Source organism: Rhodococcus cerastii, assembly GCF_033042195.1.
Taxonomy (GTDB): domain Bacteria; phylum Actinomycetota; class Actinomycetes; order Mycobacteriales; family Mycobacteriaceae; genus Rhodococcoides.
In genome coordinates this window covers 54,849-78,096 of the sequence record NZ_JAWLKF010000017.1, presented here as the reverse complement: position 1 = coordinate 78,096, position 23,248 = coordinate 54,849, and the positions used below count along the sequence as shown (strand labels likewise).

The 23,248-nt window shown below is 63.1% G+C and carries 22 protein-coding genes; 15 read left to right on the top strand and 7 right to left on the bottom strand.

The window, feature by feature from the left end; translation table 11 throughout:
• The first annotated feature begins 57 nt into the window (after window positions 1–57).
• The 8 genes from R3P93_RS22205 (at window position 58) to R3P93_RS22170 (ending at window position 10,075) form a co-directional block, all read left to right on the top strand.
• A complete protein-coding gene (locus tag R3P93_RS22205; RefSeq protein WP_317534109.1) occupies window positions 58–732 on the top strand; it encodes an NrtR DNA-binding winged helix domain-containing protein in 675 nt (224 codons plus the stop codon).
• Between the two features lie 48 nt (window positions 733–780).
• Window positions 781–1,947 (top strand): hypothetical protein, encoded by a 1,167-nt coding sequence (locus R3P93_RS22200; RefSeq protein WP_317534108.1) that lies wholly within the window; start codon window positions 781–783, stop codon window positions 1,945–1,947.
• 91 nt (window positions 1,948–2,038) lie between these two features.
• On the top strand, window positions 2,039–3,340 hold the full coding sequence (locus R3P93_RS22195; protein WP_094640006.1) for a T3SS (YopN, CesT) and YbjN peptide-binding chaperone 1: 1,302 nt from the start codon (window positions 2,039–2,041) through the stop codon (window positions 3,338–3,340).
• Window positions 3,341–3,431: 91 nt separating this feature from the next.
• Complete coding sequence (locus R3P93_RS22190; protein WP_269595443.1) at window positions 3,432–4,451, top strand: AurF N-oxygenase family protein; 1,020 nt, start codon at window positions 3,432–3,434, stop codon at window positions 4,449–4,451.
• A 27-nt stretch (window positions 4,452–4,478) separates the two neighbouring features.
• Window positions 4,479–6,077 carry an FAD-dependent oxidoreductase gene (locus tag R3P93_RS22185; protein ID WP_317534107.1) on the top strand — a complete coding sequence of 533 codons (1,599 nt, stop codon included), beginning with the start codon at window positions 4,479–4,481 and terminating at the stop codon, window positions 6,075–6,077.
• Window positions 6,078–6,239: 162 nt separating this feature from the next.
• Entirely contained in the window at window positions 6,240–7,049 is an 810-nt protein-coding gene (locus tag R3P93_RS22180) for a hypothetical protein (RefSeq protein ID WP_317534106.1), read from the top strand.
• 90 nt (window positions 7,050–7,139) lie between these two features.
• The gene (locus tag R3P93_RS22175) at window positions 7,140–8,438 is read left to right on the top strand and encodes a DUF2786 domain-containing protein (protein ID WP_317534105.1); all 1,299 of its coding nucleotides are present in this window, start codon (window positions 7,140–7,142) and stop codon (window positions 8,436–8,438) included.
• A gap of 20 nt (window positions 8,439–8,458) precedes the next feature.
• Window positions 8,459–10,075 carry an AMP-binding protein gene (locus R3P93_RS22170; protein WP_068050914.1) on the top strand — a complete coding sequence of 539 codons (1,617 nt, stop codon included), beginning with the start codon at window positions 8,459–8,461 and terminating at the stop codon, window positions 10,073–10,075.
• A gap of 9 nt (window positions 10,076–10,084) precedes the next feature.
• On the opposite strand, the gene R3P93_RS22165 is transcribed toward R3P93_RS22170, so the two are convergent.
• Window positions 10,085–11,680, bottom strand: a complete 1,596-nt coding sequence (locus R3P93_RS22165) for an ABC-F family ATP-binding cassette domain-containing protein (protein WP_068050916.1) — start codon at window positions 11,678–11,680, stop codon at window positions 10,085–10,087.
• A gap of 187 nt (window positions 11,681–11,867) precedes the next feature.
• A complete protein-coding gene (locus tag R3P93_RS22160) occupies window positions 11,868–12,545 on the bottom strand; it encodes a SanA/YdcF family protein (protein WP_068283171.1) in 678 nt (225 codons plus the stop codon).
• A 318-nt stretch (window positions 12,546–12,863) separates the two neighbouring features.
• Here R3P93_RS22160 and R3P93_RS22155 point away from each other — a divergent pair, with 318 nt between their 5' ends.
• Window positions 12,864–14,237 (top strand): dicarboxylate/amino acid:cation symporter, encoded by a 1,374-nt coding sequence (locus R3P93_RS22155; RefSeq protein ID WP_068050920.1) that lies wholly within the window; start codon window positions 12,864–12,866, stop codon window positions 14,235–14,237.
• Between the two features lie 60 nt (window positions 14,238–14,297).
• Here R3P93_RS22155 and R3P93_RS22150 read toward each other — a convergent pair whose 3' ends face one another.
• The 3 genes from R3P93_RS22150 to R3P93_RS22140 form a co-directional block, all read right to left on the bottom strand.
• The gene (locus R3P93_RS22150) at window positions 14,298–14,687 is read right to left on the bottom strand and encodes a hypothetical protein (RefSeq protein WP_094639999.1); all 390 of its coding nucleotides are present in this window, start codon (window positions 14,685–14,687) and stop codon (window positions 14,298–14,300) included.
• Window positions 14,688–14,704: 17 nt separating this feature from the next.
• Window positions 14,705–15,262, bottom strand: a complete 558-nt coding sequence (locus R3P93_RS22145) for a DUF3558 domain-containing protein (protein WP_317534125.1) — start codon at window positions 15,260–15,262, stop codon at window positions 14,705–14,707.
• A gap of 73 nt (window positions 15,263–15,335) precedes the next feature.
• Window positions 15,336–16,025: a DUF998 domain-containing protein gene (locus tag R3P93_RS22140; RefSeq protein WP_317534104.1), complete on the bottom strand. Its 690-nt coding sequence runs from the start codon at window positions 16,023–16,025 to the stop codon at window positions 15,336–15,338.
• A 111-nt stretch (window positions 16,026–16,136) separates the two neighbouring features.
• Here R3P93_RS22140 and R3P93_RS22135 point away from each other — a divergent pair, with 111 nt between their 5' ends.
• Entirely contained in the window at window positions 16,137–16,478 is a 342-nt protein-coding gene (locus tag R3P93_RS22135; protein WP_317534103.1) for an ArsR/SmtB family transcription factor, read from the top strand.
• Between the two features lie 45 nt (window positions 16,479–16,523).
• Window positions 16,524–16,967, top strand: a complete 444-nt coding sequence (locus tag R3P93_RS22130; protein ID WP_317534102.1) for an SRPBCC family protein — start codon at window positions 16,524–16,526, stop codon at window positions 16,965–16,967.
• Window positions 16,968–17,028: 61 nt separating this feature from the next.
• Here the strand turns inward: R3P93_RS22130 and R3P93_RS22125 are convergent, their stop codons facing one another.
• Window positions 17,029–18,048, bottom strand: coding sequence for an SMP-30/gluconolactonase/LRE family protein (locus tag R3P93_RS22125; RefSeq protein ID WP_317534101.1), 1,020 nt, complete (start codon window positions 18,046–18,048; stop codon window positions 17,029–17,031).
• Between the two features lie 87 nt (window positions 18,049–18,135).
• Between R3P93_RS22125 and R3P93_RS22120 the strand changes: the two genes are divergently transcribed.
• Window positions 18,136–18,789, top strand: coding sequence for a DedA family protein (locus R3P93_RS22120; RefSeq protein WP_094639994.1), 654 nt, complete (start codon window positions 18,136–18,138; stop codon window positions 18,787–18,789).
• Between the two features lie 4 nt (window positions 18,790–18,793).
• Here the strand turns inward: R3P93_RS22120 and R3P93_RS22115 are convergent, their stop codons facing one another.
• Complete coding sequence (locus tag R3P93_RS22115; protein WP_068046957.1) at window positions 18,794–19,054, bottom strand: LuxR C-terminal-related transcriptional regulator; 261 nt, start codon at window positions 19,052–19,054, stop codon at window positions 18,794–18,796.
• A gap of 173 nt (window positions 19,055–19,227) precedes the next feature.
• Between R3P93_RS22115 and R3P93_RS22110 the strand changes: the two genes are divergently transcribed.
• From R3P93_RS22110 to R3P93_RS22100, 3 genes are all read left to right on the top strand, one after another.
• On the top strand, window positions 19,228–20,475 hold the full coding sequence (locus tag R3P93_RS22110; RefSeq protein WP_317534100.1) for a TetR family transcriptional regulator C-terminal domain-containing protein: 1,248 nt from the start codon (window positions 19,228–19,230) through the stop codon (window positions 20,473–20,475).
• Between the two features lie 160 nt (window positions 20,476–20,635).
• Window positions 20,636–21,859, top strand: a complete 1,224-nt coding sequence (locus R3P93_RS22105; RefSeq protein WP_317534099.1) for a hypothetical protein — start codon at window positions 20,636–20,638, stop codon at window positions 21,857–21,859.
• The gene (locus tag R3P93_RS22100) at window positions 21,856–23,247 is read left to right on the top strand and encodes an outer membrane protein assembly factor BamB family protein (protein WP_317534098.1); all 1,392 of its coding nucleotides are present in this window, start codon (window positions 21,856–21,858) and stop codon (window positions 23,245–23,247) included. The genes R3P93_RS22105 and R3P93_RS22100 overlap by 4 nt, the downstream gene beginning before the upstream one ends.
• Window position 23,248: the final 1 nt, after the last annotated feature.

Sequence of the window (23,248 nt, the reverse complement as noted above, 5' to 3'; positions counted from 1 at the left end):
ACCCCTTAGATCGATGTTGAGCTAACTATAGATCATTACTGCGCTAAGCTGCAACGCATGACCTGGCGAGACCGAGACGGCAACGCGCTGACCGACTACCCGCGCCCCTCCGTGGCAGTCGACGTGGCGGTACTGACCGTCCGCGAACAGCAGTTACACGTCGTCGTGGTGCCGTCGGAGCGCGGCCCCGCGCTACCGGGCACCTTTCTGCGAACGTCGGAGACTCTCGCCGACGCGGCAGACCGCGCCTTGAGGACGAAGGCCGACTTGATCGATCTCACTTTTCACCAGCTGAGGATGTTCGACGATCCCGACCGCGACGACCGCGGCTGGGTCCTGTCGATGGCGCACGGCGCAGCAATCTCGGCTCGATCATTGGCTCCCACAACCGAATCGATGCCGATAGACGACTCCGCACCGGTGTCGACACTGGCCTTCGACCACGGCACCATGGTGACCGAGGCAGTTCTCGACCTCCGTGATCGCTACGCGCGTGAGGTCGATCCCGCACTGTTGACGGACGCGGAGTTCACCCTTCTCGAACTTCGCGAGGTGTACGAGATCGTGTTCGATCGCGCTCTGCCGAAAGACACGTTCCGACGTCACGTCATCGGGTCGCTCGAAGGGACAGGCACAACCTCGACCGCAGGCGGCGGCCGACCCGCAGAGCTGTATCGTCGCGCATCGAATCCAGCTCTTCCTGCATCTGCGGGCTCGTTCCTACTTCGCTGAGGGCACGGATCGACGAAACCGGACATGCCTACCGATAAGCTGGCAGTCATGGGATCGAAGCGGCCTGCCAACCGCGGACAGAAACGTGCAGAAAAGACCAAGGCCCGGCAACGGCGCCACCAGCAATCCCGACCGGCCCCCACCGGTGCCGTGACCGAACGCATCGCCGATCTGATCGACGGTTTCGTCGAATGGCTCGACGAGAGCGAGATGTCGGAACAATCGGAGGCGATCTCTCGACTCGTGTCGTCGACACTGACCCAGCTGGCCGGAGCCCGTAACGGCTTTTCCCCCAGTGCCTGGCTGCCCGCCGATGCACACTTGCTGGTGGACGCCGCGGAACGCATCCTGCAGGACGAGTCCGACACGGCCGAGGACACCGCGGTCAATCTGGTACTCACGTCACTGCAGTACCTGACCTTCCTCGACGAGACCGATCTCTGGGACGGCACTCCCGAGGACTACTCGCACTGCATGGAGGATCTCTCGGACTTCCTCCAAGGCGACGAGCCGGACATGCTCGACGCCGACGACATCGATCTGCCCGACGTCTCGCTGGCCCAGGAACTCGCCGCGATCTCCGCGTTGCCGCTGCTACCTGCCCTCGACGACATCGTCGCGCGCGTGGCCGACGGGTTGGCGGTGGGTGAGGACGCCGACCTGCAGCGCGCGGTCGGCTCCACCCCGCTCGATCCCGCCCGGCTCGAGGTGGGTGCCGCGGTCGACTACTGGTCGACGGCCATCGCGACCGAATTGATTCGCATAGACGGTGACACCGCCAGGCCGGGCGACAATGCGCATTCGCTGGCCGGCCGCGGAGCCGAGACCGTGCACGAGCTGGTTGCCGAACACGTTCGCGTTCAGCTGTCGGGAGATGCCGGCGACCCCGATGTGTCACGTTCGCTGGCGAACACTTTCGCGGTACAGACGCTGCTCGCCGCCATGACGGACGAGCTCCCCATCAACAACGAGGGCGAGGACTACGCCGAACTCGACGGTGAGGATCTGCGTACGGCGCAGTTGATCGACCACCGCGTCCGATCCCTCATCGAGCAGGGCATCCTTGTCAAGATCGAGGAAGTACTCGCCGTTCCGCACGCGTTGCGTCCGGCAGTGCTCGACGGTGTCGCCGAGGCCCTACCGTTCGGTGTGATCGACGAGGAGTCTCAGCACGACCCGCTCCACAGCTCGGTCGAGGATTCAGCGTCGTCGTGACGGCCCCCGCGAACACCGAGACCGTGTCGGTGGTCGCCGCTAGCGTCACCGACTGTGCGTTACGCCAACGCGATCTGGGTAAGGAGCCGACATGAGCGATTCACTCGAGTTCGACTTCGACGTCGACGCTGCCTGGATGCAGTTCCAGCGCAGACTCGGCGACTACGTCAGCGCGATGCGCGACGGCGATGCGCTGGTGATCGAGTCGCGATACGACAGCACCGACGGCGTGCCCGACACCGCAGCCTGCGTGCAGTTCTACGCCTGGGATCTCGATATGGTTCGCTGCGAGATCCCGGCGAACGAGCACCTGCATCACAGCCGTGCCATCACCGAAGAGCAGCGGGAAGCGCTCAGCGCGTTGGGGTTTCGCATGTCGGTCGATTCCGAACCGACTGCACCGCACGTGGACCGGAATCGATCCTGGTCCGACGATCTGGCCAAGACGACCGTTGCGGTGTTCCGTGACATCTGGGGTCTCCCGCATCCGTCGTTCCTGAGCTCGCGCGCCACCGGCCGATACGACGTACCGAGTTTCGACGTCGCCACCCCCGAGCCCGGCATCACTGTCGTTCCGATGTGCGTACAGCCCAAGGGCAAGGAACACCTGCAGCAACTGGTCGATCGAGCGCTCGAGCCGTGGTTCGGTTTCCCGCCGGATCACGACCCCGACGGCGACATCCCCCTGCGGTTCGTCAACGGCACCGCATACGTGTCGGTCAAGCCCACCGAGCCTGTGGTCGAGATCAATTCGACGCTGGTGCACGCCGTGTCGGGACGAACCCGCGCAGCCGAGTTGTTGGTCGATCTCAATTTGCAGCTACCCGATGTGATGCTGCACCTGGTCCAGGACTGCATCGTCGCCCAGGTGCGGGTGAGCGGCTCCCCCTTCGTCGCCGATCACTTGCTGTGGGCAGTGCGGATGCTCAGTCACGTATGGGAGCAGGTCGACGAGAAATTCGCCGAGGATTTCGGTGGAGCGCTCGGCGAACCGACGCCGCCCCCGATCGAGGCCGAGGACTTTCCGGACGGTCTGCTCGAATTGGTCGATCTGATAGCCGAATCCGCGGAGCCACTCGACCTCGACACCGTCCTCGAACGTTGTGACTCCGATCGCGATGTCGTCGCCTCCTACCTGCGCATCAGCGCCGAGCAGGAGGCGTCGTGGCGTGGCATGGCGGTCGCTGCCGATCTCGGGGACGAGCACTGCGACGTCGACGAGGCCGACCGCGAAGCCGGCAAATGGGGCCGCGCCGTGGCTGCGCTGCGCGAGGTACTGCGCAGCACACCCGAACAGGTCACGCCGGTGGTCGATCCGTCGGCGATCCAGTTGCAACTGTTCGAGACCGACGAGGTGGCCGAGGTATCCGACGAACGTTCGGACGAACAGTAGACGGAAACCGAACACGGTTTTTCAGCGCGCTTCCCTTTCGTGTTAACTGGGGTTACATTAACTCCATGTTCGCACCTCGTTTGGAGAAGCCATGACACTGACGACAGGCACCACGTCCGTTTCGGTCGATACCGACACCGCGGACGAGCAGCAATACATCGAGACACTCACCCTGTTGTCCGAGGGTTCTGTTCACAAGCACTTCGACCCGTACGTGGATATCGACTGGGAGTCCGAGAAGTTCGCGGTGCCCGCGAACGATCCTCGCTGGGTACTGCCCGCGAAGACGGACCCGATCGGCGGCCACGCCTGGTACCGAGCACTGCCGCTCGAGAAGCAGATCGAGATCGGCATGTGGCGTCAGGCCAACGTCGCCAAGGTCGGTCTTCAGTTCGAGAACATTCTGATCCGCGGCATGATGCAGTACGTGTTCTCGCTGCCCAACGGCTCGGCCGAGGCTCGCTACTGCACCCACGAATCCATCGAAGAATGCAACCACACCCTGATGTTCCAGGAGATGGTCAACCGCGTCGATTCCGATGCTCCCGGCATGAGTCGCCCGATGAAGATGCTGTCGCCGTTCATCCCCCTGTTCGCCACTTTGTTGCCCGAGTTGTTCTTCGTCGGCGTTCTCGCAGGCGAGGAGCCCATCGACCACATTCAGAAGTCGGTCCTGCGGTCCGGTGAAGAAATCCACCCGATCATGCAGAGTGTCATGGCAATTCACGTCGCCGAGGAAGCGCGGCACATCTCGTTCGCACACCAGTTGCTGCGTCGCCGCGTCCCCAAGATGTCCAAGGCCGGACGGTTCTTGCTCTCGCTGGCCTTCCCGATCACGATGCGCATTCTGTGCGACGTCATCGTCATTCCGCCGAAGAAGTTCTGGACGAAGTTCGACATCCCGAAGCAGGTGAAAAAGGACTTGTTCTGGGGCACTCCGGAGTCGCAGCACGCACTGCAGGACTACTTCGGAGACGTCCGCATGCTGGCCAACGACACCGGAATGATGAATCGCGCCGCTCGCCTGATGTGGAAGCTGTGCGGAATCGACGGCAAAGCGTCCCGTTTCCGCAGCGAACCCGACCGCAGTTCCAGCCAGTTCGCCGCATAGCTCGCGCCCCAGCCGTCAGGAAACCTCATGCCCCACGTCGTCACCCAGTCATGTTGCAGCGACGCATCGTGCGTCTACGCGTGTCCTGTCAACTGCATTCATCCCACTCCCGACGAGCCGGACTTCCTGACGGCGGAGATGTTGCACATCGACCCGCAGTCGTGTGTCGACTGCGGCGCGTGCGTCTCGGCCTGCCCAGTCGATGCCATTGTGCCGAAGGCGAAACTGACAGAGGCACAACTGCCGTTCCTGACGATCAATGCGGATTTCTACAAACAGGAGCGCCCGCCTCGGCCCATCCTGGCACCGGTCACGCCTGCTGCGTCGGTCTCGCGGGATCGTCAGCCGCTGCGAGTCGCGATCGTCGGATCGGGCCCATCGGCGATGTACGCCGCGGACGAGCTGCTCACGCAGCCGGGCGTGAGAGTCGATGTCTACGACCGACTCCCACAACCACACGGCCTCGCTCGACTCGGCGTCGCACCCGATCATCAGAAGACGCGTCAGGTATCTCGCCTATTCGAAACCATCTCTGCGCAAGAGGGATTCACGTACCACCTCGGCGTGGAGGTCGGCAAGGACGTCACGCACGACGAGTTGATGGACACCCACCACGCCGTCATCTACGCGGTCGGGGCTTCATCGGATCGTGAGCTCCGTATTCCCGGTGCCGAATTGCCCGGGCGCAGTTCGGCAACCGACTTCGTCGCCTGGTACAACGGCCACCCCGACCACGCACATCGCACGTTCGATCTCTCGCACGAGCGCGCGGTGGTCGTCGGCAACGGCAACGTTGCCCTCGACGTCGCCCGCATTCTGACGATGAATCCGGATGCGCTCGCTCGGACCGACATCGCTCCGCACGCGTTGGACGCATTGCGCCACAGCTCCATTCGCGAGGTGGTCGTCGTCGGTCGCCGCGGCGTGGCGCAGTCCGCCTTCACCGTTCCCGAGTTCGCCGGGCTGCTGACCGTCCCCGATATCGACCTGGCCATCGACCGCAGCGAACTCGCGCTCGATCCGGTCACCGTCCGACTCGCAAGCACCGACGACCTTCCCCACGCCGTGGCGCAGAAGCTGCAGTTGCTTCGCCACGTCGACGAATCCCCCGAACACAGCGACGGCCGCAGGCGAATCACCCTGCGCTATCTTCTCTCCCCCACCCGCATCCTCGGCACCGATCGAGTGACGGGCGTCGAGTTCGAGCGGATGGGCCTGTCCGCCGACAGCGAGGACGTGGTTCGCAGCGTCCCGACCGGCGACGTGGACGTCGTCGAGGCCGGGCTCGTCCTCACCTCCATCGGCTACCGCGGCGTCGCGCTCCCCGGAGTTCCGTTCGACGATCGTGCCGGCATCATTCCCAACAACGGCGGGCGCGTCCTGGAGGAAGTAGGTGGGTCGACGGCGATCGGCACCTACGTCACCGGCTGGATCAAGCGTGGCCCCTCGGGATTCATCGGCACCAACAAATCCTGCGCCCAGGAAACCGTCGGACACCTGGTCGACGACTTCAATGCCGGTCGCCTGACGGACCCCATCGAGTTGCCCAGCACGTGGCCGACCGACTCGAGTCGAAGCCCACTGCGACGCTCGAAAGCACTGCTCTCGACGCTGCGCCGCTCCTGACCGATCGCGCACCCCGGTTGGGATCAATGTGCCTTTCGGTCGCTCCGAGTGCAACAACGTCGCATTCATCCGGACGGCCTCGAGGTTGAAGCGTCTACTATCGGGGTAACTACAGTCATCGGTCACCGACTCACGGCGGGCCAACACCTCGAGGAGCACGAGATGCCGGCCCTGCGACGCATCTTCACCAGAACCGCTGTCCCAATTGTCGGTATTGCCATGGCGTTGGTATGCGCGGCACCGGCCCAGGCTTTGCCGACACCCGGCGACCTCTCCGATGTCCCGGCACGGACGTCGTTGTCGTACGAACATCTCCCGACAGGGACCTATGTGGGCAGCGCTGAGGACAATTCGGCGCGCCCGGGACTGTCGACGGTCAAGCTCTACATGGCCGATTACGTCGTCCGCTTCGGCGATGGTTCGCCGAGAGACCTCGACCTCGCCGCGCGGATGATCCAGGTCAGCGACGACGGTGCCGCATCGACGCTCGACAACAAGTACCCCCAGGCAATATCGGCGACCGCCGCGGAGTACGGACTCACCTCTACCTCGCGGGGAGGTTTCCGGGGCAGCTCGTCCACGAGCACAGCCGACACCGTGCGATTCTTGGCGGCGAAGAAGCGCACCGACCCCGCCAGCCCGGTCCTCGCCTGGATGAACACCGCGGCTCCTGTGGCACGCGACGGAATGGTTCAGGACTGGGGCACCCAGCAGTTGGCCGGCGTGACGGGGAGCAAGTGGGGATGGGCCGACGACCGGTCGAGTGTTGTCGCGTCAGCGTCGATCGGCGATGATTTCGTCGTCGCCTCCAACACGTACGGACCGAGCAGCACCAACACCGACGACGTCTTGGGCGCGCTCGGCGGAATCGAACTGACGGCACCGCCCGCCGCCGTCTCTGTTCCCAACCTTCCTGTGATCCCCGGTCTGCCGTCGGTCGAGGAATTGCTACAGATGCTTGCCCCTCGCTGACACGTTCGAATAGTTTGTCGGACCCCTCCCCTACTCTGCGTCTCACCGAACAGTTCGGTGACCACACCGGGGGACGTGGAGGGGACGACGATGAGTCGTATCGATTTGGACAGTTTTTTCAAGTACACGCGGGCGACCAGCGCGTGGCAGGATGCCGATCCGAGCGAATTACTCGACAGCGGAATCGGATTCGCCCAACTCGGATCAGCGGGAAAAGACAGGGTCCGGCTGGTAGCGGAACGCTTGGCCGCTCTGGATGCGCAACAGAGTCGTTCGGTGCACGATTGCGCGGCGCGAACACTCGACGATGCTCTCGACACGGCGTTCGAGAACGGTTGGCAGCCAACCGAACTCGTTCATGTCACGCTTCAGTGCGCCGGAGGCGACGGCACAGTGGTCATCGTCGAGGCCATCGGAGCACACACGGCACGAAGCTCGGCCGAGCGCCTCGCTCCGGATTCATGGCGTGATCAGCTATCCGAGCTGCGAGTCGACTCCGCCGGGGGCACGACCGCCGAGAGACTTCAGCGATGGCGTTCGTACAACCGACGATCGTCGGCGCAGTCCTGGTACACCCTTTTGCTCGTACTCGGTTGTTCGACATGGCTGTTGCCCCTCGAGAAGCTCCTGCCCCCTCCGGCCAGGTGGACCTCACAGTCGGCAGCGACCGGCCCCCGGCGAGCCACGGACTCGAAGATGCTCGGCAGAATCCGAGGGCTGCTGGCCAAGGCCGAGTCGACGCAATTCCCCGCTGAGGCCGAGGCGTTATCGGCCAAAGCCCAAGATTTGATGACGCGCTACGCGATCGACAGCGCGCTTCTCGATGTGGGGAACCCTCGCAGCCTGATCGACGATGTCGTCACGCGACGCATCATGGTGAGCAATCCGTACTCCAAAGCCAAACTGCTTCTGCTGCACTGCGTATGCCATGCAAATGGTGCCAGGACACTGTGGAAGAAGAAGTACTTGCTGGCCAGCATCATCGGCATGCCCGTCGATCTCGATCTGTGCGAGCTCCTCTACACCTCGCTACTCGTGCAAGCGACGCGCGCACTCGACGAGGTGGCCGATTCGCCGGCAGCGCGGACCCGTAGTTTCCGCAACGCATTCTTGATCGCCTACGCCCACCGTATCGGCGAACGACTGACCGAAGCACGCGACCGCGCCACCGCGGCCGCCACTCGACAACACGGCTCTGCGCTGGTGCCCATCATGGCGGAACGAACCGACGCAGTCGACCGAGCGTTCGCGGCCCGGCATCCGACGACGAGAACGATCAGGTTCAGCAGCGACAATACAGCGGGATCGCATGCCGGCCGCGCCGCCGCCGAACGCGCGGACCTTACCGGTGGGCGCGAACGTATCGACAAATCCGATCTGGCCTCGTAGTGCGCGCTACATTGACTGCCATGACCGGTCTCGATACTCCCCTGACGCCCCTTCGCTTTCTCGAACGCGCAGCGGAGGTCCACCCCCACAAGACCGCCGTGGTGGACGGGCCCAGGACATTCACCTACGAGCAGTTCGCTGCCGACGTCACCCGGCTCGCGCACGCACTGCGCGCGTCGGGTGTCGGCCACGGAGATCGGGTGGCCTACATCGCGTCCAACTCTGCAGAGCTGTTGTTCGCGCACTACGCGGTTCCACTGGCCGGTGCCGTTCTGGTCGCAATCAACACCAGACTGTCGCCCGCCGAGGTTCGCTACATCTGCGATCACTCCGGTTCGGTTCTGCTGGTGGGTGATTCGGAGCTGCTGTCCGGACTCGGAACAGATCCGATCGCCGATTCGGTCCGTGAGATCGTCGAGACACCCGCCGTCGACGGCAGTTACGCAACGCTGCCGCACGCCACTCGATACGATGCCTTCCTCGAGAGAGGCTCCGACGATCCACTGGAGTGGGAGGTCGACGACGAGACGTCGACCATCACGATCAACTACACCTCGGGCACCACCGGTCGACCCAAGGGCGTGATGTACACCCACCGCGGTGCCTATCTCAATTCGCTCGGAGAACTGCACCACCAGGGATTCGGCATCGACACCCGATACCTGTGGACACTGCCGATGTTCCACTGCAACGGATGGTGCACCACCTGGGCGGTCACGGCCGCGTCGGGCACGCACGTGTGCCTCCGCGGAGTGCGCGGAGACGCTATCTGGTCGGCCATCGACAACGGTGTCGATCACCTTGCCGGCGCGCCGACGGTGCTGACCACTCTTGCCACTGCCGCAGAGGCGCATTCGCTCGACAGACCCCTGACCATCGTCACGGCGGGCGCTCCACCGAGTCCGACGATCATCAGCAAGATCCGAGCGCTGGGAGCGACGCTCGTACACGTGTACGGCCTCACCGAGACCTACGGTCCGTACTCGGTGTGCGAGGCGAAACAGGAATGGCTCGAATTGGACGCCGACGACCAGGCTCAGCGCTTGGCTCGACAGGGAGTCGGCATGCTCACTGCCGACCGTTTGCGCGTGGTGCGAGACAAGCCGGATGCAGGCGGAACGTTGATCGACGTCGAACCCGACGGCGTCGAAATGGGTGAGATCGTCATGCGCGGCAACAACGTCATGAAGGGGTACTACGACGACGCAGCCGGTACGACGCAGGCCTTCGCGGGCGGCTGGTTCCATTCAGGAGATCTCGGGGTGATGCATCCCGACGGCTACGTTCAGCTGCTCGATCGCGCCAAGGACGTCGTCATTTCCGGCGGCGAGAACATCTCGACGATCGAGGTCGAACAGGCACTTGCCAGCCACCCAGCCGTCGCCGATGTGGCGGTCATCGGAGTGCCGGACGACAAATGGGGAGAGCGACCGAAGGCATTCGTGGTGCTGGTGCCGGGTGCGGACGCCTCCGAGGCAGAGCTCGTGTCGCACGTGAAATCGGCTATCGCGTCGTACAAAGCCCCGCGCGCAGTCGAATTCATCGTCGAGTTGCCGAAGACATCGACCGGCAAGATCCGAAAGAAGGAGTTGCGCGACGCCGAGTGGGGCACGTCCACGTCGAAGATCAACGGGTAGCCCGGAAGGTCAGGCCATCTGCACACCGGCGATTTCGGTGACGCCGCCCTTGCCATCGAACGACAACTGCCGAAAGGCCACCTTCTCGACGAAGAACCTGTCGTGACTCACCAGAATCACCGCACCGGGAAACGCCATCAAGGCGCGTTCGAGTACCTGAGTGCTCTGCAGGTCGAGATGGTTGGTGGGCTCGTCGAGCACGATGACGCCTGCGCCGAACAGTAGGCACTGAGCCAGGGCGACGCGCGCTTTCTGGCCTCCGGACAGAACTCCGATCTTCGACTTGAGATCCAGCTCGGAGAACTGCAGCAGCGTCAGGAAGCGGTGCACTTCCTTCTTCGTTGCCGTGAGTGCGAGACTGCCCGGCATTGCGTTGACCGAGTGCGACACGGTGTCGTCGAGATCGAGATCGGCCAGCACCTGGTTGTAGTAGATGAACGACGGAGCCTTGGTCTTCCATTTTATCTTGCCGTCGTCCGGTTGCTCGGCACCGACGAGGATGTCCACCAGAGTGGTCTTTCCACATCCGTTGGGTCCGGTGATGGCGATACGGTCGCCGCGGTGCACGGTGAACGAGATGTTCTCGAAAAGTCGTTGCTCGCCATAGCTTTTGGAGATTCCACTGATCTCGGCCAGGTTGTCGTGCACGTGCAGTCCGCCGTAGATCGCAGTGACCACCGTGTCGACCGGGCGCGGACTCTTGCTCTTCTTGATGTTCGCCAGCCGACGCTTGAGCACCCCGCTGGGGTTCTTCACGGCTTCCTTGCGATCGCTGATCGCTTCCTGCTCGTAGGCCAGCAATTGTTGTTCGTTGCTGAACTCACGTTCGAGGTTCTTGAGCCTGAACTGCTTCTGCTGAACGTATTCCGAATAGCTTCCGTCGTACGTCTGCAGGTGATGGTTCTCGATTTCGACGATGCTGGTGACGACCTGCTCGAGAAACGCGCGGTCGTGCGAGACGACGAGGAGCGCACCGCGGAAGTCGCGTAGCCACCGTTCGAGCCAGGCGATTCCGGCAACGTCGAGGAAGTTGGTCGGCTCGTCGAGCAGCAGGACGTCGGGTGCCTCGATCAGGATCTTGGCCAGCGCTGCGCGGTTGCGCCAACCACCCGACAGGCGATCGACGGGGAGCTCACGTCGTTCGGCGTTGAATCCGAGCATCGACAGCACCGTGTCGATCTGCTGGTGGTAGGTCCAACCGCCGCTGTTCTCCATGGCGTCGAGCAGTTCGGCTTGCCGATCGACGAGCTTGTACATCTGCTTCTCGTCGAGATCACCGCCGAGTGCTGCCTCGACTCCGGCCAACTCGACCTCGATCGCGTGGACAGCGACGAACAGCGATTCGAGCTCCGCTTGGATGCTGCGATCGCCGTCGAGTTCCGAGAACTGCGAGAAGTACCCGATTCGTGCGCCCTCGGTGACATCGACGGTTCCGGAATCGGGCGTCTCACGCCCGAGAAGAAGCTGCAGCAGGGTGGTCTTGCCCGTACCGTTGCGGCCGATCAGACCGATGCGATCGCCGTCAGCGAGACGAAAGAACACCTCGCGCAACATCACCTTCTGGTCGTATCCCTTGGCGACGTCGTTCAAGCGGATCCAGCTCAAGCGTTCACTTCTCCTGAAAAACGGGTCCGCTGAGTCGTCGAACCGGGCCAGCTCACTGTAGCCGGGCTGGAGCCGTCGCCATCCCCGTCGTCCGCCTGATCGGCTCCCCTGCTTCGAATGACCGACGCCGATCGGAGGCACATATCCAGAACCGAGGGGCTGATTCACACCTCGCCGTCGGCCACACTCATCGGTCGGTGATGGTCGCGAGCGAATCGACAGGCGGGGAGACCACCACGGGATCGCGGCCGGACCACAAATCCAGCACGGCCTTGGGACGCGCCAACAACTCTCGCGCGTAATTACGCACCACCGCAAGGGTATTGCAGTCGATGCACTCCGCCGTGACCCCATCGACGTCGAGGTCCATGTCCTCGCACAACGCTACTGCTCGCGATACATGAAGGGGTTGGCTGATGATGAGTCCGCGTTCGACCCCGAAGGTCTCTTTCGCCCGTGCGCAGGTGTCGTAAGTGTCGATGCCGTGATCGTCTCCGATGATCACCGCAGGATCGATTCCGTGCTCGATCAGATAGTCGGTCATCGCTTGAATCTCGTTGCCCGAGTTACCGTCTGCATCACCGGAAACCAGAATTGCCTTGATCTTCCCCGCCGCCATCAACGCAATCGCAGTGTCGAGACGTCCGGAGAGAAATCGCATCGGCTTGCCGTCGCGCACCTGTGCACCGAGGACGATGGCCACCGGTGCGTCCGGCGCATCCTCGACGTCGTAGACCTTCCCCGCCGTCGTGTATGCCACCCAACCGGCCGATGCCAGAACGACGGCCACCAGGGCTGCGACCACCGCGCAGAAGGCACGAACGAGTCGCCCGGCCAATCCTCGGGACTTCGATACGGTACTCATGATCTCGTTTCGTCGGTGGGAAGAAACCTCAAGCTAACCCACCAATACGAAGTCCGAGCGTCGCCGAGGCGCACCCATACCGATTCCACAGTGATCCCTCAGAGCCCGCCCCTGCTTGATTGCACTGTTCGGACACGGAGTACCGTTCGATCAGTGAATCCGCTGCTGACCTCTCGACGCTATGTCGACTTGCGTCTGCAAGCCAGCGCTACCTGTTGACGGTTCTCTAGACCGCATCCCCTCCGCTCGGCCGATCGGCCGGCGAGTATTTCTGTCGTCCATCCTCGGCGACACCTCTCCTTTTCGAAAGGCATATCCATGTCTGCGCCCAGCGCTACCCGAACGCGCCGTGTCCCTACCTGGGCAACCGCGTTCGGTCCACAGATCGTTGCCGGTCTCGTCCTCGGTGTCGTATTCGGACTCATCGCCCGGTCGATGCCCGATGCTGCAGACGGCAACGAGAACTGGTTGGTCGGCACGCTGTCGACCATCGGTTCGAGCTACGTCAAACTGCTCACCGTCGCGGTGATCCCGCTGGTGTTCACCGCAATTGTCAGTTCGATCGCCAACCTGCGCGAAGTCACCAATGCCGCGCGTCTCGCCATTCAGACGCTGTGGTGGTTCGCCATCACGGCATTCATCGCCGTCATCATCGGCATCGTGATCGGGTTGGTCGCGCAGCCCGGTTCGCGTACCAGCGCAGGTGCCGATTCGGCGGGCGATCCGTCGAGTGTCGGATCGTGGTGGTCGTTCCTCACCGGACTGGTACCGAACAACTTTCTCGCACTCGGCGCGAAGACCACTGTCGCCGAGAGCGGCACCGCAACCACATCATTGAGCTTCAACATCTTGCAGTTGCTGGTCATCGCCGCTGCCATCGGTATCGCAGCGCTCAAGGTCGGCAAGAAGGCCGAGCCGTTCCTCGCGTTCAACGCGTCGCTGTTGGCCATCGTGCAGAAGGTTCTGTGGTGGATCATTCGCCTCGCGCCGATCGGCACCGCCGCACTCATCGGCAACGCGGTGGCGACCTACGGCTGGGATGCCATCGGCTCGCTCGGCGTCTTCACCGTGTCGATCTACGTCGGTCTGGCTGTGGTGTTCTTCGTGGTGTACCCGGTGATCGTTCGCGCACATGGACTTTCGGTACGCAACTTCTACTCGGGAGTGTGGCCTGCCACCCAGCTGGGCTTCGTTTCGCGTTCGTCGATCGGAACCCTGCCACTGACCGAACGCGTCACCGAACGTAACCTCGGAGTCCCGCGGGAGTACGCGTCGTTCGCTGTTCCTCTCGGGGCGACGACCAAGATGGACGGTTGCGCGGCAATCTATCCCGCGATCGCGGCACTGTTCGTCGCTCAGTTCTACGGCATCGATCTGACCATCACCGACTACCTGCTGATCATCGTGGTGTCCGTGATCGGTTCTGCAGCAACGGCAGGAACAACAGGTGCGACGGTGATGCTCACCCTCACGCTGTCGACCCTCGGATTGCCGTTGGCCGGCGTCGGTCTGCTGCTCGCAGTGGAGCCGATCGTGGACATGGGTCGCACCGCAGTCAACGTCACCGGTCAGGCATTGGTGCCGACCATCGTTGCCAAGCGCGAAGGAATTCTCGACCTCGAGCGCTACAACGCTCCGCGGAACGGCGATCCCTTCGTCGACGAGGAAGCGGAAGTGGAACTGGCCCGCTAGCAGCGTATTTCGAACGATCGATCCCGACGACCGAGCAACTGGGTCGTCGGGATCTTTCGTCTATCTCGGCGGGGACAGCGCCTCTACGGTGGCGGCAGTCGCGATATCCGTGGCCTCGACACTCGCGAAATAGTGTTGAAAGAACTCCCGCATCGTCTTGACGATCTCGATCTGCTGCTCGATCGCAAAGCGCGCGGAGCCCTCCTCGGCCACCGCGAGGCGATGAAATTTGGCTTGAAGTTGTTGGGCTGAGTCCAAGTCACCCCAAGACTGCGGCCAAGCAAGCGAAGTCGTCATTTCGAGCATCCGGTCGAGCTTCGTCAGATACTCGGCGCAAACAGCGTCGCAGCGAGCGGCGACTCCTGGTTCGACATCGAGTTCGCCCGCGACCGCCTGATCTCGGAGTGAACGCCAGTGGCCGAGATTGTGGTTCAGCCCGTACGGCTCCATTGTTTTCAGTGTCCTATCTAGGTCGGAAAGAACGGTTCCAAATCAGCTGCATGACGATTGACTTCGGTGCACGGTTCACCCTCCAGGTCGCGTGAACCCTTCTTTTGAAGGTCGAGCACGATCAGACCGTCATCCGTGTTCAGAGCGACTGCGCAACCGAGGAACTGCATCTCGTCGGCATGGCGCAGTTGGGTGGCGGTGCGCTCGGACAGTTTCAAGTCCACCCCGCGCACGAACGAGGGGCTGAGCAGCAATTCGTCGATGGACTCCAGCGATGACAAGACAGCAACGTAGTACCAGCTTTTCTGCGCGACCCCATCCCAGGTACAGCCCTTCCAGCCGGGGTACGTCGTGATGCCCGCGAAGTCCGGTCGCTCGGTGCTGACGTCCAACCCACTTGCGGTCACTGCAGATTTGGGAATGGTGCAGGGGTCGAATGGCTCCGGGCCGGCTGCCACCGTCGTCGATTCCGGCGAAGAGGATCCACTGGCGACTGGACTCCCCTGCGTCGCGCCCGTGCAACCCGCCAACACCAGGGCCGAAGCACACACCGCCGCGAGCCGACTCCCACCCATTACCCGCATTCGTTCAACCTCTCGACACAGACGTCACTGAGAGGTTGGACGCGACGGGCACACGATCGGTTCCCTATACGCGCTGCGAGGCCTTGATTTCCTGCGAGTCGACCGCGTGAACACTCCTACGTTCCGCCGCCCACACCCACAGGGCCAGCGATATCAGCGCGATCACTTCGGCGACAACGAGCACTCGCTCCACGTAACCGAGGGTGACCACCCGGTACCAGGGTCGCGGGCCGGTGGCACCGGCGACCAGTGCGTAAACGATGGGCAGCAGCGTCACGACCGACAGCAAGCTCAGTCCCAGTGTGATCCGGGCCCGAGCCGCCCACACGGCGTCACGAATCCACGGGCGGGAGAAGAGAAAGACGGCTACCGGGATGCTGACGAACGCCACGGCCGCACCGAGTCGGTGAATCGTGCCGCCGACGCTCAGCGACGCGTCGTTGGACCAATCCTGCTTCGGCACCGCGACGACGGCCACGAGTCCCACGGTCCACAGGGTCAGGCAGATCGACGCGGCCGATGTGGGCCGAGTGAGTCGATGCCGAAGTGCGGACGCAAGAGTGAGTGCCGAGCCGAAGGCGAGCAGAACCACCCCGATCGAGAACACCCACTGCTGCGCGCCGAGTCCGTATTCGCTGATCGTGCGACGCAAGTGCAAGGGCGTCTGCAAAGCGGTGGACACATCGAGAACCAGCACCACCAGCGCACCCAACACGATCAACAGAGCGCCGATCCTGGCCGGTCGAATCTGCACGTTGTCTCCACCCTCCGGGACGACGTCGATCGCCGTCCACACTCCATGTTGCCCGAAGAACCGATCTACATACCTTTACCGAGGCTGTGGCGTCGAGTAACGTACAACCACATGGTTGTAGATCAGCTGGGTGACGCCGGCATCGATCGCCTCTTCCAGGCATTCGCCGACACGACCCGTCGTGACATCGTCGCGAAGGTCACTGTCGGTGAACTGTCGGTCTCGGAGTTGGCTTCTCACTACGCCATGAGTTTCGCCGCCGTACAGAAACACGTCGCAGTTCTCGAACGCGCTGCGGTGATCACGAAACACAGGCGTGGCAGGGAGCAGATCGTGCGAGTTCGATTGGACACCATCGCCCGAGCCCGCGCCTTGCTCGACGGATACGAAGAGATATGGCGAGATCGCGTCGGGCGGATCGACGAACTTCTTTCCCAGGACGAGAAAGGCTGAATCATGCCGTTCATCAGCTCACACAAGGATGCAGAGAATTTGACCATGACCGTGGTCGCGGAGTTCGACGCGAAAGTAGAACGCGTCTGGCAGATCTGGGAGGACCCACGCAAGCTCGAACGGTGGTGGGGTCCGCCGACATGGCCTGCGACATTCGTCTCCCACGACTTCGTTCCGGGCGGCAAGGCGTCGTACTACATGTCCGGGCCCGAAGGCGAAAAGGCTGCCGGCTGGTGGCTTTTCACCGATATTTCAGCTCCGATCACGCTGTCCTTCGACGACGGGTTCGCCGACGACTCCGGCAACCCGTCGTCGACGCTGCCCGTCACGCACGCCGTGGTAACTCTCGAGGACGTCGACGGCAGAACGCGTATGACCATCCGGTCTCGATTCGACAGCCTGAGCCAGCTCGAAGAACTCGTCGCGATGGGCATGGAGGAGGGCATGGCGTCGGCGATCGGTCAGATCGACGCCATCGTCGCCGAGTGATCGTCGTGCGTGGAACCTCGACCCCTGCTACGAGTTTCCGTGCACCTGCGGCGCAGCCGCTCTACTCGGGAACGGAGCTGACGGTGAACGGCTCGACGGGCTCTCCCCCACGCTTGTCGAACTGACTGTTGACCACGAGCAGTCGATCGTCCACTGCCGCAACGGTTGTGGGGTAGGCGAACGATGCATCGGTGATCTCACCGGTGACCGCGCCGGTTCTGCCGTCGTCATCGAGGTCGACCTTGGCGATGAGCCCGTCACGATTGCGGACGACATACAAGGTGTCGTCGTCCATTTCGAGGCCGTCGCCGTTGGTCAGGGTCGCGCCGCCGAGGTCCACCTGGGTGACCTCTTTCGAGGTCTTGTCGATCCGATAGAGGTTGCCGGTACTGGACTGCACGACGATCAACGCCGATTCGTCGTCGTTCTCGACGATGCCGTTCGCGTTGAAGCCCTCCCCGTACGCGAACGGAGTGCCGTCGAAGCTCACGAACGTCTCCAACGGAGCGTCCTGCGTTCCGGCCGTCATCTGCTCGACGGGAATGCGGTACAACGCCGGGCTGCGTGAGTCCGTGATGTAGGCATCACCGTTGTCGGCAATGGCGACGTCGTTGAGGAATGTCGCATCGGTGCCGAGACCGTTGGTGAACGTTCCGATCAGATCACCGGAATCGGCGTCGTACACCCACACCTTGCCGGTGGCCCCACCGGCGATCACCAAGTAGTCGGCGCGATCGTCGTCGTCGGTCACGTCGATTCCGGCAGCCGCGGTGCGTCCGTCCGCGCCGCCGGGCAGGAACACCGAGACGTCCGGGGAGCCGACGGTTCCGCGGAACACCGCGCCATCGGATGTGGACGTCACATAGAACGTGTCGTCCGCGGCCGTGATGCCCTCGGGGAACACTCCACTGCCGGGCAGGTTGTAGACCGTCGCCGAGCTCGAATTCGGAGATGTCGACGCAGGCGTGGACGAATTGCTCGTCGTGGCCGGTGCCGGATCGGGCGAGTCCGAGGACCCGCAGGCACCCAGAAACAGTGTGGTAACGGCAACAGCGGGGGCTACTCGGGAGACTCGGTTCACACCGTCGAGTGTTCCATATGTCTCAATCTCCGAGCATTTCGCCTGGTGAGCAGATTTTGGGCCCGTCAGTTTCGTACTGTTGTAGTCATGAGTGCCTCCTCCTCCCTTGCCGCAGCCGACAGCGACCTCGGAGGGATCGCCGGATGGGCAGTGAGTCTGATGGAGGCCATCGGTGGCCCCGGCGCAGGAATTGCGGTGGCCGCCGAGAACTTCTTCCCGCCGCTGCCGAGCGAGATCATCCTGCCGCTGGCGGGGTTCACCGCATCCCAGGGCGGGATGACTCTGCTGAGTGCGCTGTTCTGGACGACGGCCGGATCGGTACTCGGCGCACTGGTTCTGTACTGGCTCGGCGTCAAACTCGGACGCGACCGGATGTACGCCATCGTCGATCGGATGCCGTTCGTCGGAACCGACGATCTGACCAAGGCCGAGGATTGGTTCGCCCGCCACGGACGGTCGGCGGTGTTCTTCGGCCGCATGATCCCGATGGTCCGTTCGGGCATATCCATCCCGGCCGGCGTGTCCCGGATGCCGGTTCTGCAATTCCTGCTGTACACCACCCTCGGCAGCCTGATCTGGAACTCGATCTTCGTGCTTGCCGGCTATTTCCTCGGCGAGAACTGGCACTACGTGGAGAGCTACGCGTCGGTGTTCCAGTACGTCGTCATCGGCATCGTGGTCGCGCTGATCGGCTGGTTCGTGGTCAAGAAGGTGCGGTCCCGCCGCGTCGAGGTGCAGTGACTGCTCACAGATCGTCGATGTCGATGAACCCGTCCTGCAGCGCACGCACCAGCAACGTCGCTTTGGTCGGCGCCGTTCGTCCCACTGCCGTGTACTTCGCTCTGATGCGAGTCAGGTGTGTGTTGACGGTTCCCATCGAGAGATAGAGCGAGCGCGATGCCTCCGCTTTGGAATCCGAGATGAGCCATGCGGTGAGAACCTCGATTTCACGAGCGCTGAGCCGTGGATCGGGGGCATCGCCGATGCGGATGTCGAGCACTGTCATGAAGATCCTCGTTTTCGGGCGTCACCGCTGTCCCGGTGGCGCTGACACGGCCAATGACACAGCACTCGCTCCGCTGCGTCACTCCGAGGAATGACCGAGGTTGCTCTCACCCGAGAGTGAACACTGTCACCTCCGCCGTCACGGTCGGCCCCACCTCGGTAAAGTCCGCCACTATGACCGAGCTCGACGCGACCGCCGCCCACTTCGTCGAGGCGGGTGTCACATTGTTGGTCACCCATCCGCAGAAGATTCTCGAACGCGGATTACGTATCGAAGACGTCGTTCACGAGGCCGACTCGTCGACAGCAACGTTCTTCCGCAAGTTCAGCACCAAATCCGACTTCCTCGCCACGGTTGTCGAACATCTGTCTCGAACTCCTCCACCCACCGACGTTCACGAGACTGTTCGCATCCAGATGGCGGACAGCGGTGCGTCGATTCGCGCGACGGTGACTGCGCTCGTTGCGCGCTACTTCCCGGCGGTCGTCGACCGGAGAAGCATCACCGAGTCTCTTCTCGATCTTGTTTTCAGCGGGCCGACTTCCGGGACCCTCGCCGGAAGCTACCGCGTTCGAGACGATGCCGTACTGGAGGCATTCGAGGCACTGTTCGATCCCGACGGTGGAGCTTTTCGCCGCCCCTTCACGGCCCGATCGTTCGCCATGACCGTCAATGCTGTCGTCGACGGCTTTCGGATCCGCAGTCAGGTGGACGCCTCCTCCGTATCTCCCGATGTGATGTCCGACGCGGTGCTGGCCTTCCTCGGGGCCGTCGTCGACACGTCCGGACATCATCAGCACCTCGACGACGTCGTGCGGGATGTCGGAACACCGGTCGAGGAGCGGCCGCTTCCTCGCGATCCGCGTGCCGCGATCGTCACCGCGGCGCGCGACGAGTTCGGTAAGCGTGGGTACTTCATGACGCGTATGGACGACGTCGCCGATATCGCCGGAGTGCCGAGGGCAGCATGCAAGACTCTGTTTCCGACCAAGCCGTCCGTCATCGTTGCGGCACTGCAGAGCCGGGTCGATCGTCTCCGTGAGTCGGTGGCCGACGACCAACTGCTCGGCCTCGACGAGCTCACGATTCTGCAGAATCACATGCTGCGGTGCGCGCAACTCGCCTCCGAAGAACTCGAATTCATGGACGCTCTCCTCGTCGCCGTCGCCCACGACACTTACGGCGAGCCGGAGGGACTGATCTCGATCAAGGAAAAGCTCAACCTGCCGGCAATCATCGCACCGGTCATCGCACGAGGGCAGGACACCGGCATCTTCCGAAAGAGCTCCAGCCCAGTTGATCTCGCGGCAGGCATCACCAACACGCTGCTGATGCGGTGTTTCACCCGACGACAGAACAGCCCGCAGGACAACGCAACGTTCGTCGGTGAACTCCTCCTCGACGGACTCAGTGCGCGCTGAGCATCGACCGCGTGCCATCGGGTCCCGCTGGATTTCTCCGGCGAACCGGTCGGGTGCAGTGAGGATCTCGTCTGCCTGCCACACCCACCTCGATTAGCAAAACGAATGGTATGAATATTGCGCGACGTTCGTCGCAATGGTGACGAACGGAGCGAGGGCCATGGACGAGGACACGCAGCCCACCGAACGCAACCATTCTGCGCTGCTGACCACACTCGTCCTGACGTCGATCGTGGCACTCGGCGTGGTCGCAGCGGGATTGACCGCTCCAGCCGAAGAGCCTGAATTGACTTCCCTACCAACAACATCGGCGACTCCCGTTCCGGAGCCCCCGCAACCTGAGTACGTGGTGGTCACCCCGGAAGTCGACGCGTCGGCGAGCATCCCGGGGTGCGATACCGTCGAGCCTCCGAGCGAATCCTCGTACTTCGGCATCGCCACGATGGGCGACGAGTCGTACGACAATCCAGCCGCCCCCTGGTACGACGGACCCAGAGCTCACCTCATGTCCGAGGCGTTGATGGCAGCACTTCCCGCCGAGATCTCGTCGGCAAGGTCCTTGTACTTCGGCCCGATACCCGCGTCGGACGAATCTCAGGATTTCGTCCTCGACTCGGCGCATGCATCCGCCCCACTGGCCGCGGGTGGCGGGTCCGACTATCTCAGTGTTTCTGTCGGCCCGGCAGACTCGGCCGAACCACCACCGTGTGTGGCAGGACAAGTGGACGAGCGACGGAGTCTTCCGGACGGAACGGTGCTGGACGCCGACGACACGTGGCGCGAAACCAACGGTCAGCGGTCCTACTCCCGGACGGCCACCGCGTACACCCCGGACAACACTGTCGTGTCTGCCTCCGTCTCGGGCGGGAACGACCCGGACACGTTGACACTGACGCTCGACGACCTGGTCCGAATAGCCACCGATCCTGCGCTCAGAATCACTGCTCCCGTCCCTGCGGGAACACCGGGCAATGTCACCGACTGCTACGGCGGCTGGGATGACTCACCGACGGCGTCGTTCTCCCGCGACGAGACTCGAACGCTCAACGACGCCTTACGCCGAGCCGACGTGGCAGCACTGGCACCGACTCCACCCCTCGGCGCACTGCACACCAGTGACTTCGGTTCCGGGCTCTGTCAGACGGTGAACAGCACTGCCGGGCAACTCACGATCAGCGTTACTCGGGCCACGTCTGACATCGAATCCGATTCGACGACAATGGCGGAACCCCAGCTTCTGTCACCGAACGAGTACGGGACGGGGGCCTCGGTCTCCGTCGTCACGCCGTCAGGGCTCGAGATCACGGTGTCGACGGACCGACCGACGGCGGATCCAGCATTGCTCGAGAATCTGGCGAACACACCAGGATTGGACCTTCCATGACGCGATGGAACGAGACGACGAAATTGGTCGTTGCGGCGGTCGTCACGACACTGTCGGTCGGTGCTGCGGTAGCCGTTGTGGCACAGGACCGATCGACGACCATCAAGAAGATCACCGACTCCTCGGACGACGCGCCAGGGTTGGCGTGGGCCGTCGACGCGGCGGACATGGGGCTGGAGGGAGCTACCTTCGCCTCTCCGCGTACCGGTTCCATGTATGCGTGGGGTCTCGGCTCGATAGTGATCGGCGGTACAGCTCTCACACTGGCCGTGGTGTCCTCGGAATCCGGCAACGACGAGGCAGTCATGGTCGGAATCGACACCACGGACGGCACAGTTCTGTGGAAGACCCCGGCCCCGGACCTAGCGGCGTGCGCCGACGAGCCGCTCGACGGACAGCTCGTCTGCCACCAGCCCACCTGGGGCGAGACTCCCGGCTACGTCACCTTCGATCCGGCCACCGGCGAATCGCGAAACTACCCTACTGATCTCGATCTTTTCGCCGTCACCGTCGCAAACGATCGCGTGTACACGACATCGGGCGACCTCGAGGGTAACGATGTTCTGCTGCACCGCGGAACGCTGGAGAATCCGAGCGCAGAGTGGACGGTTCCGCTGCACGCGTGGGCCGGTTGGGAAGACGACTACGCCACCGCACTGAAGGTCGATGACGACATCGGAACCTTCGACGTCGGGGGCGGTTTCTCCACGTTCGACGCCGCGACCGGCCGACAACTCTGGAAGACGGACAGCCTCGAGGATTGCCTCGGAGCCGTGGGACGCACCGCAGGCGACCTGGCCATTGCATCGGTGCAAGATTGCGAAGGTACGGGTTCGGAATCGAAAGGGTCGGTCGCCTTCCGACTGGACGGCACGGTCCTCGCACGGTCGGACAGTCCTGTCGTACAACAGCCTTCACTGGACGAGCCCACCGACACGTCGATCCCGATCGTTCTCGGCGATACGGCCTTCGATCGCACCACAGGTGAGCAACTGTGGCGCGACGACGCCTTGTCGTACGACTTCCCCGGAGACGAACTCAACGAGCCCCGCACGTACGCCACTCTGAAGTACGTGATCGGCCATGTCGGGTTGCTGCAGGCATCCAACGGCACCACAGCGCTCGATCTGCGAGACGGCGAGCATCTGTGGCAGGCCGGGCTGACCGGCAGCATCATCGGGCGCGACGGTGATCTGATGTTGACCTCGGCCGGCACGGATCTGTCCGCGGTCGACGTGACCACCGGTGAGACCGAGTGGACTGCGTCGACGTCGATGATGTTTCCCGACGACGAATCGATGAGCTTCGAGATGCTGGTCGACGCCGCCGAGGGCAGCTATCTGGTGCAGTCGGGCACCAAACTGGCGATGCTGCAACCGCTCCCCTGAA

Coding starts and splice junctions, on each gene's coding strand:
- R3P93_RS22205 (WP_317534109.1), top strand. CDS start 58: ATGACCTGGCGAGACCGAGACGGCAACGCGCTGACCGACTACCCGCGC.
- R3P93_RS22200 (WP_317534108.1), top strand. CDS start 781: ATGGGATCGAAGCGGCCTGCCAACCGCGGACAGAAACGTGCAGAAAAG.
- R3P93_RS22195 (WP_094640006.1), top strand. CDS start 2,039: ATGAGCGATTCACTCGAGTTCGACTTCGACGTCGACGCTGCCTGGATG.
- R3P93_RS22190 (WP_269595443.1), top strand. CDS start 3,432: ATGACACTGACGACAGGCACCACGTCCGTTTCGGTCGATACCGACACC.
- R3P93_RS22185 (WP_317534107.1), top strand. CDS start 4,479: ATGCCCCACGTCGTCACCCAGTCATGTTGCAGCGACGCATCGTGCGTC.
- R3P93_RS22180 (WP_317534106.1), top strand. CDS start 6,240: ATGCCGGCCCTGCGACGCATCTTCACCAGAACCGCTGTCCCAATTGTC.
- R3P93_RS22175 (WP_317534105.1), top strand. CDS start 7,140: ATGAGTCGTATCGATTTGGACAGTTTTTTCAAGTACACGCGGGCGACC.
- R3P93_RS22170 (WP_068050914.1), top strand. CDS start 8,459: ATGACCGGTCTCGATACTCCCCTGACGCCCCTTCGCTTTCTCGAACGC.
- R3P93_RS22160 (WP_068283171.1), bottom strand. CDS start 12,545: ATGAGTACCGTATCGAAGTCCCGAGGATTGGCCGGGCGACTCGTTCGT.
- R3P93_RS22155 (WP_068050920.1), top strand. CDS start 12,864: ATGTCTGCGCCCAGCGCTACCCGAACGCGCCGTGTCCCTACCTGGGCA.
- R3P93_RS22150 (WP_094639999.1), bottom strand. CDS start 14,687: ATGGAGCCGTACGGGCTGAACCACAATCTCGGCCACTGGCGTTCACTC.
- R3P93_RS22145 (WP_317534125.1), bottom strand. CDS start 15,262: ATGGGTGGGAGTCGGCTCGCGGCGGTGTGTGCTTCGGCCCTGGTGTTG.
- R3P93_RS22135 (WP_317534103.1), top strand. CDS start 16,137: ATGGTTGTAGATCAGCTGGGTGACGCCGGCATCGATCGCCTCTTCCAG.
- R3P93_RS22130 (WP_317534102.1), top strand. CDS start 16,524: ATGACCGTGGTCGCGGAGTTCGACGCGAAAGTAGAACGCGTCTGGCAG.
- R3P93_RS22120 (WP_094639994.1), top strand. CDS start 18,136: ATGAGTGCCTCCTCCTCCCTTGCCGCAGCCGACAGCGACCTCGGAGGG.
- R3P93_RS22115 (WP_068046957.1), bottom strand. CDS start 19,054: ATGACAGTGCTCGACATCCGCATCGGCGATGCCCCCGATCCACGGCTC.
- R3P93_RS22110 (WP_317534100.1), top strand. CDS start 19,228: ATGACCGAGCTCGACGCGACCGCCGCCCACTTCGTCGAGGCGGGTGTC.
- R3P93_RS22105 (WP_317534099.1), top strand. CDS start 20,636: ATGGACGAGGACACGCAGCCCACCGAACGCAACCATTCTGCGCTGCTG.
- R3P93_RS22100 (WP_317534098.1), top strand. CDS start 21,856: ATGACGCGATGGAACGAGACGACGAAATTGGTCGTTGCGGCGGTCGTC.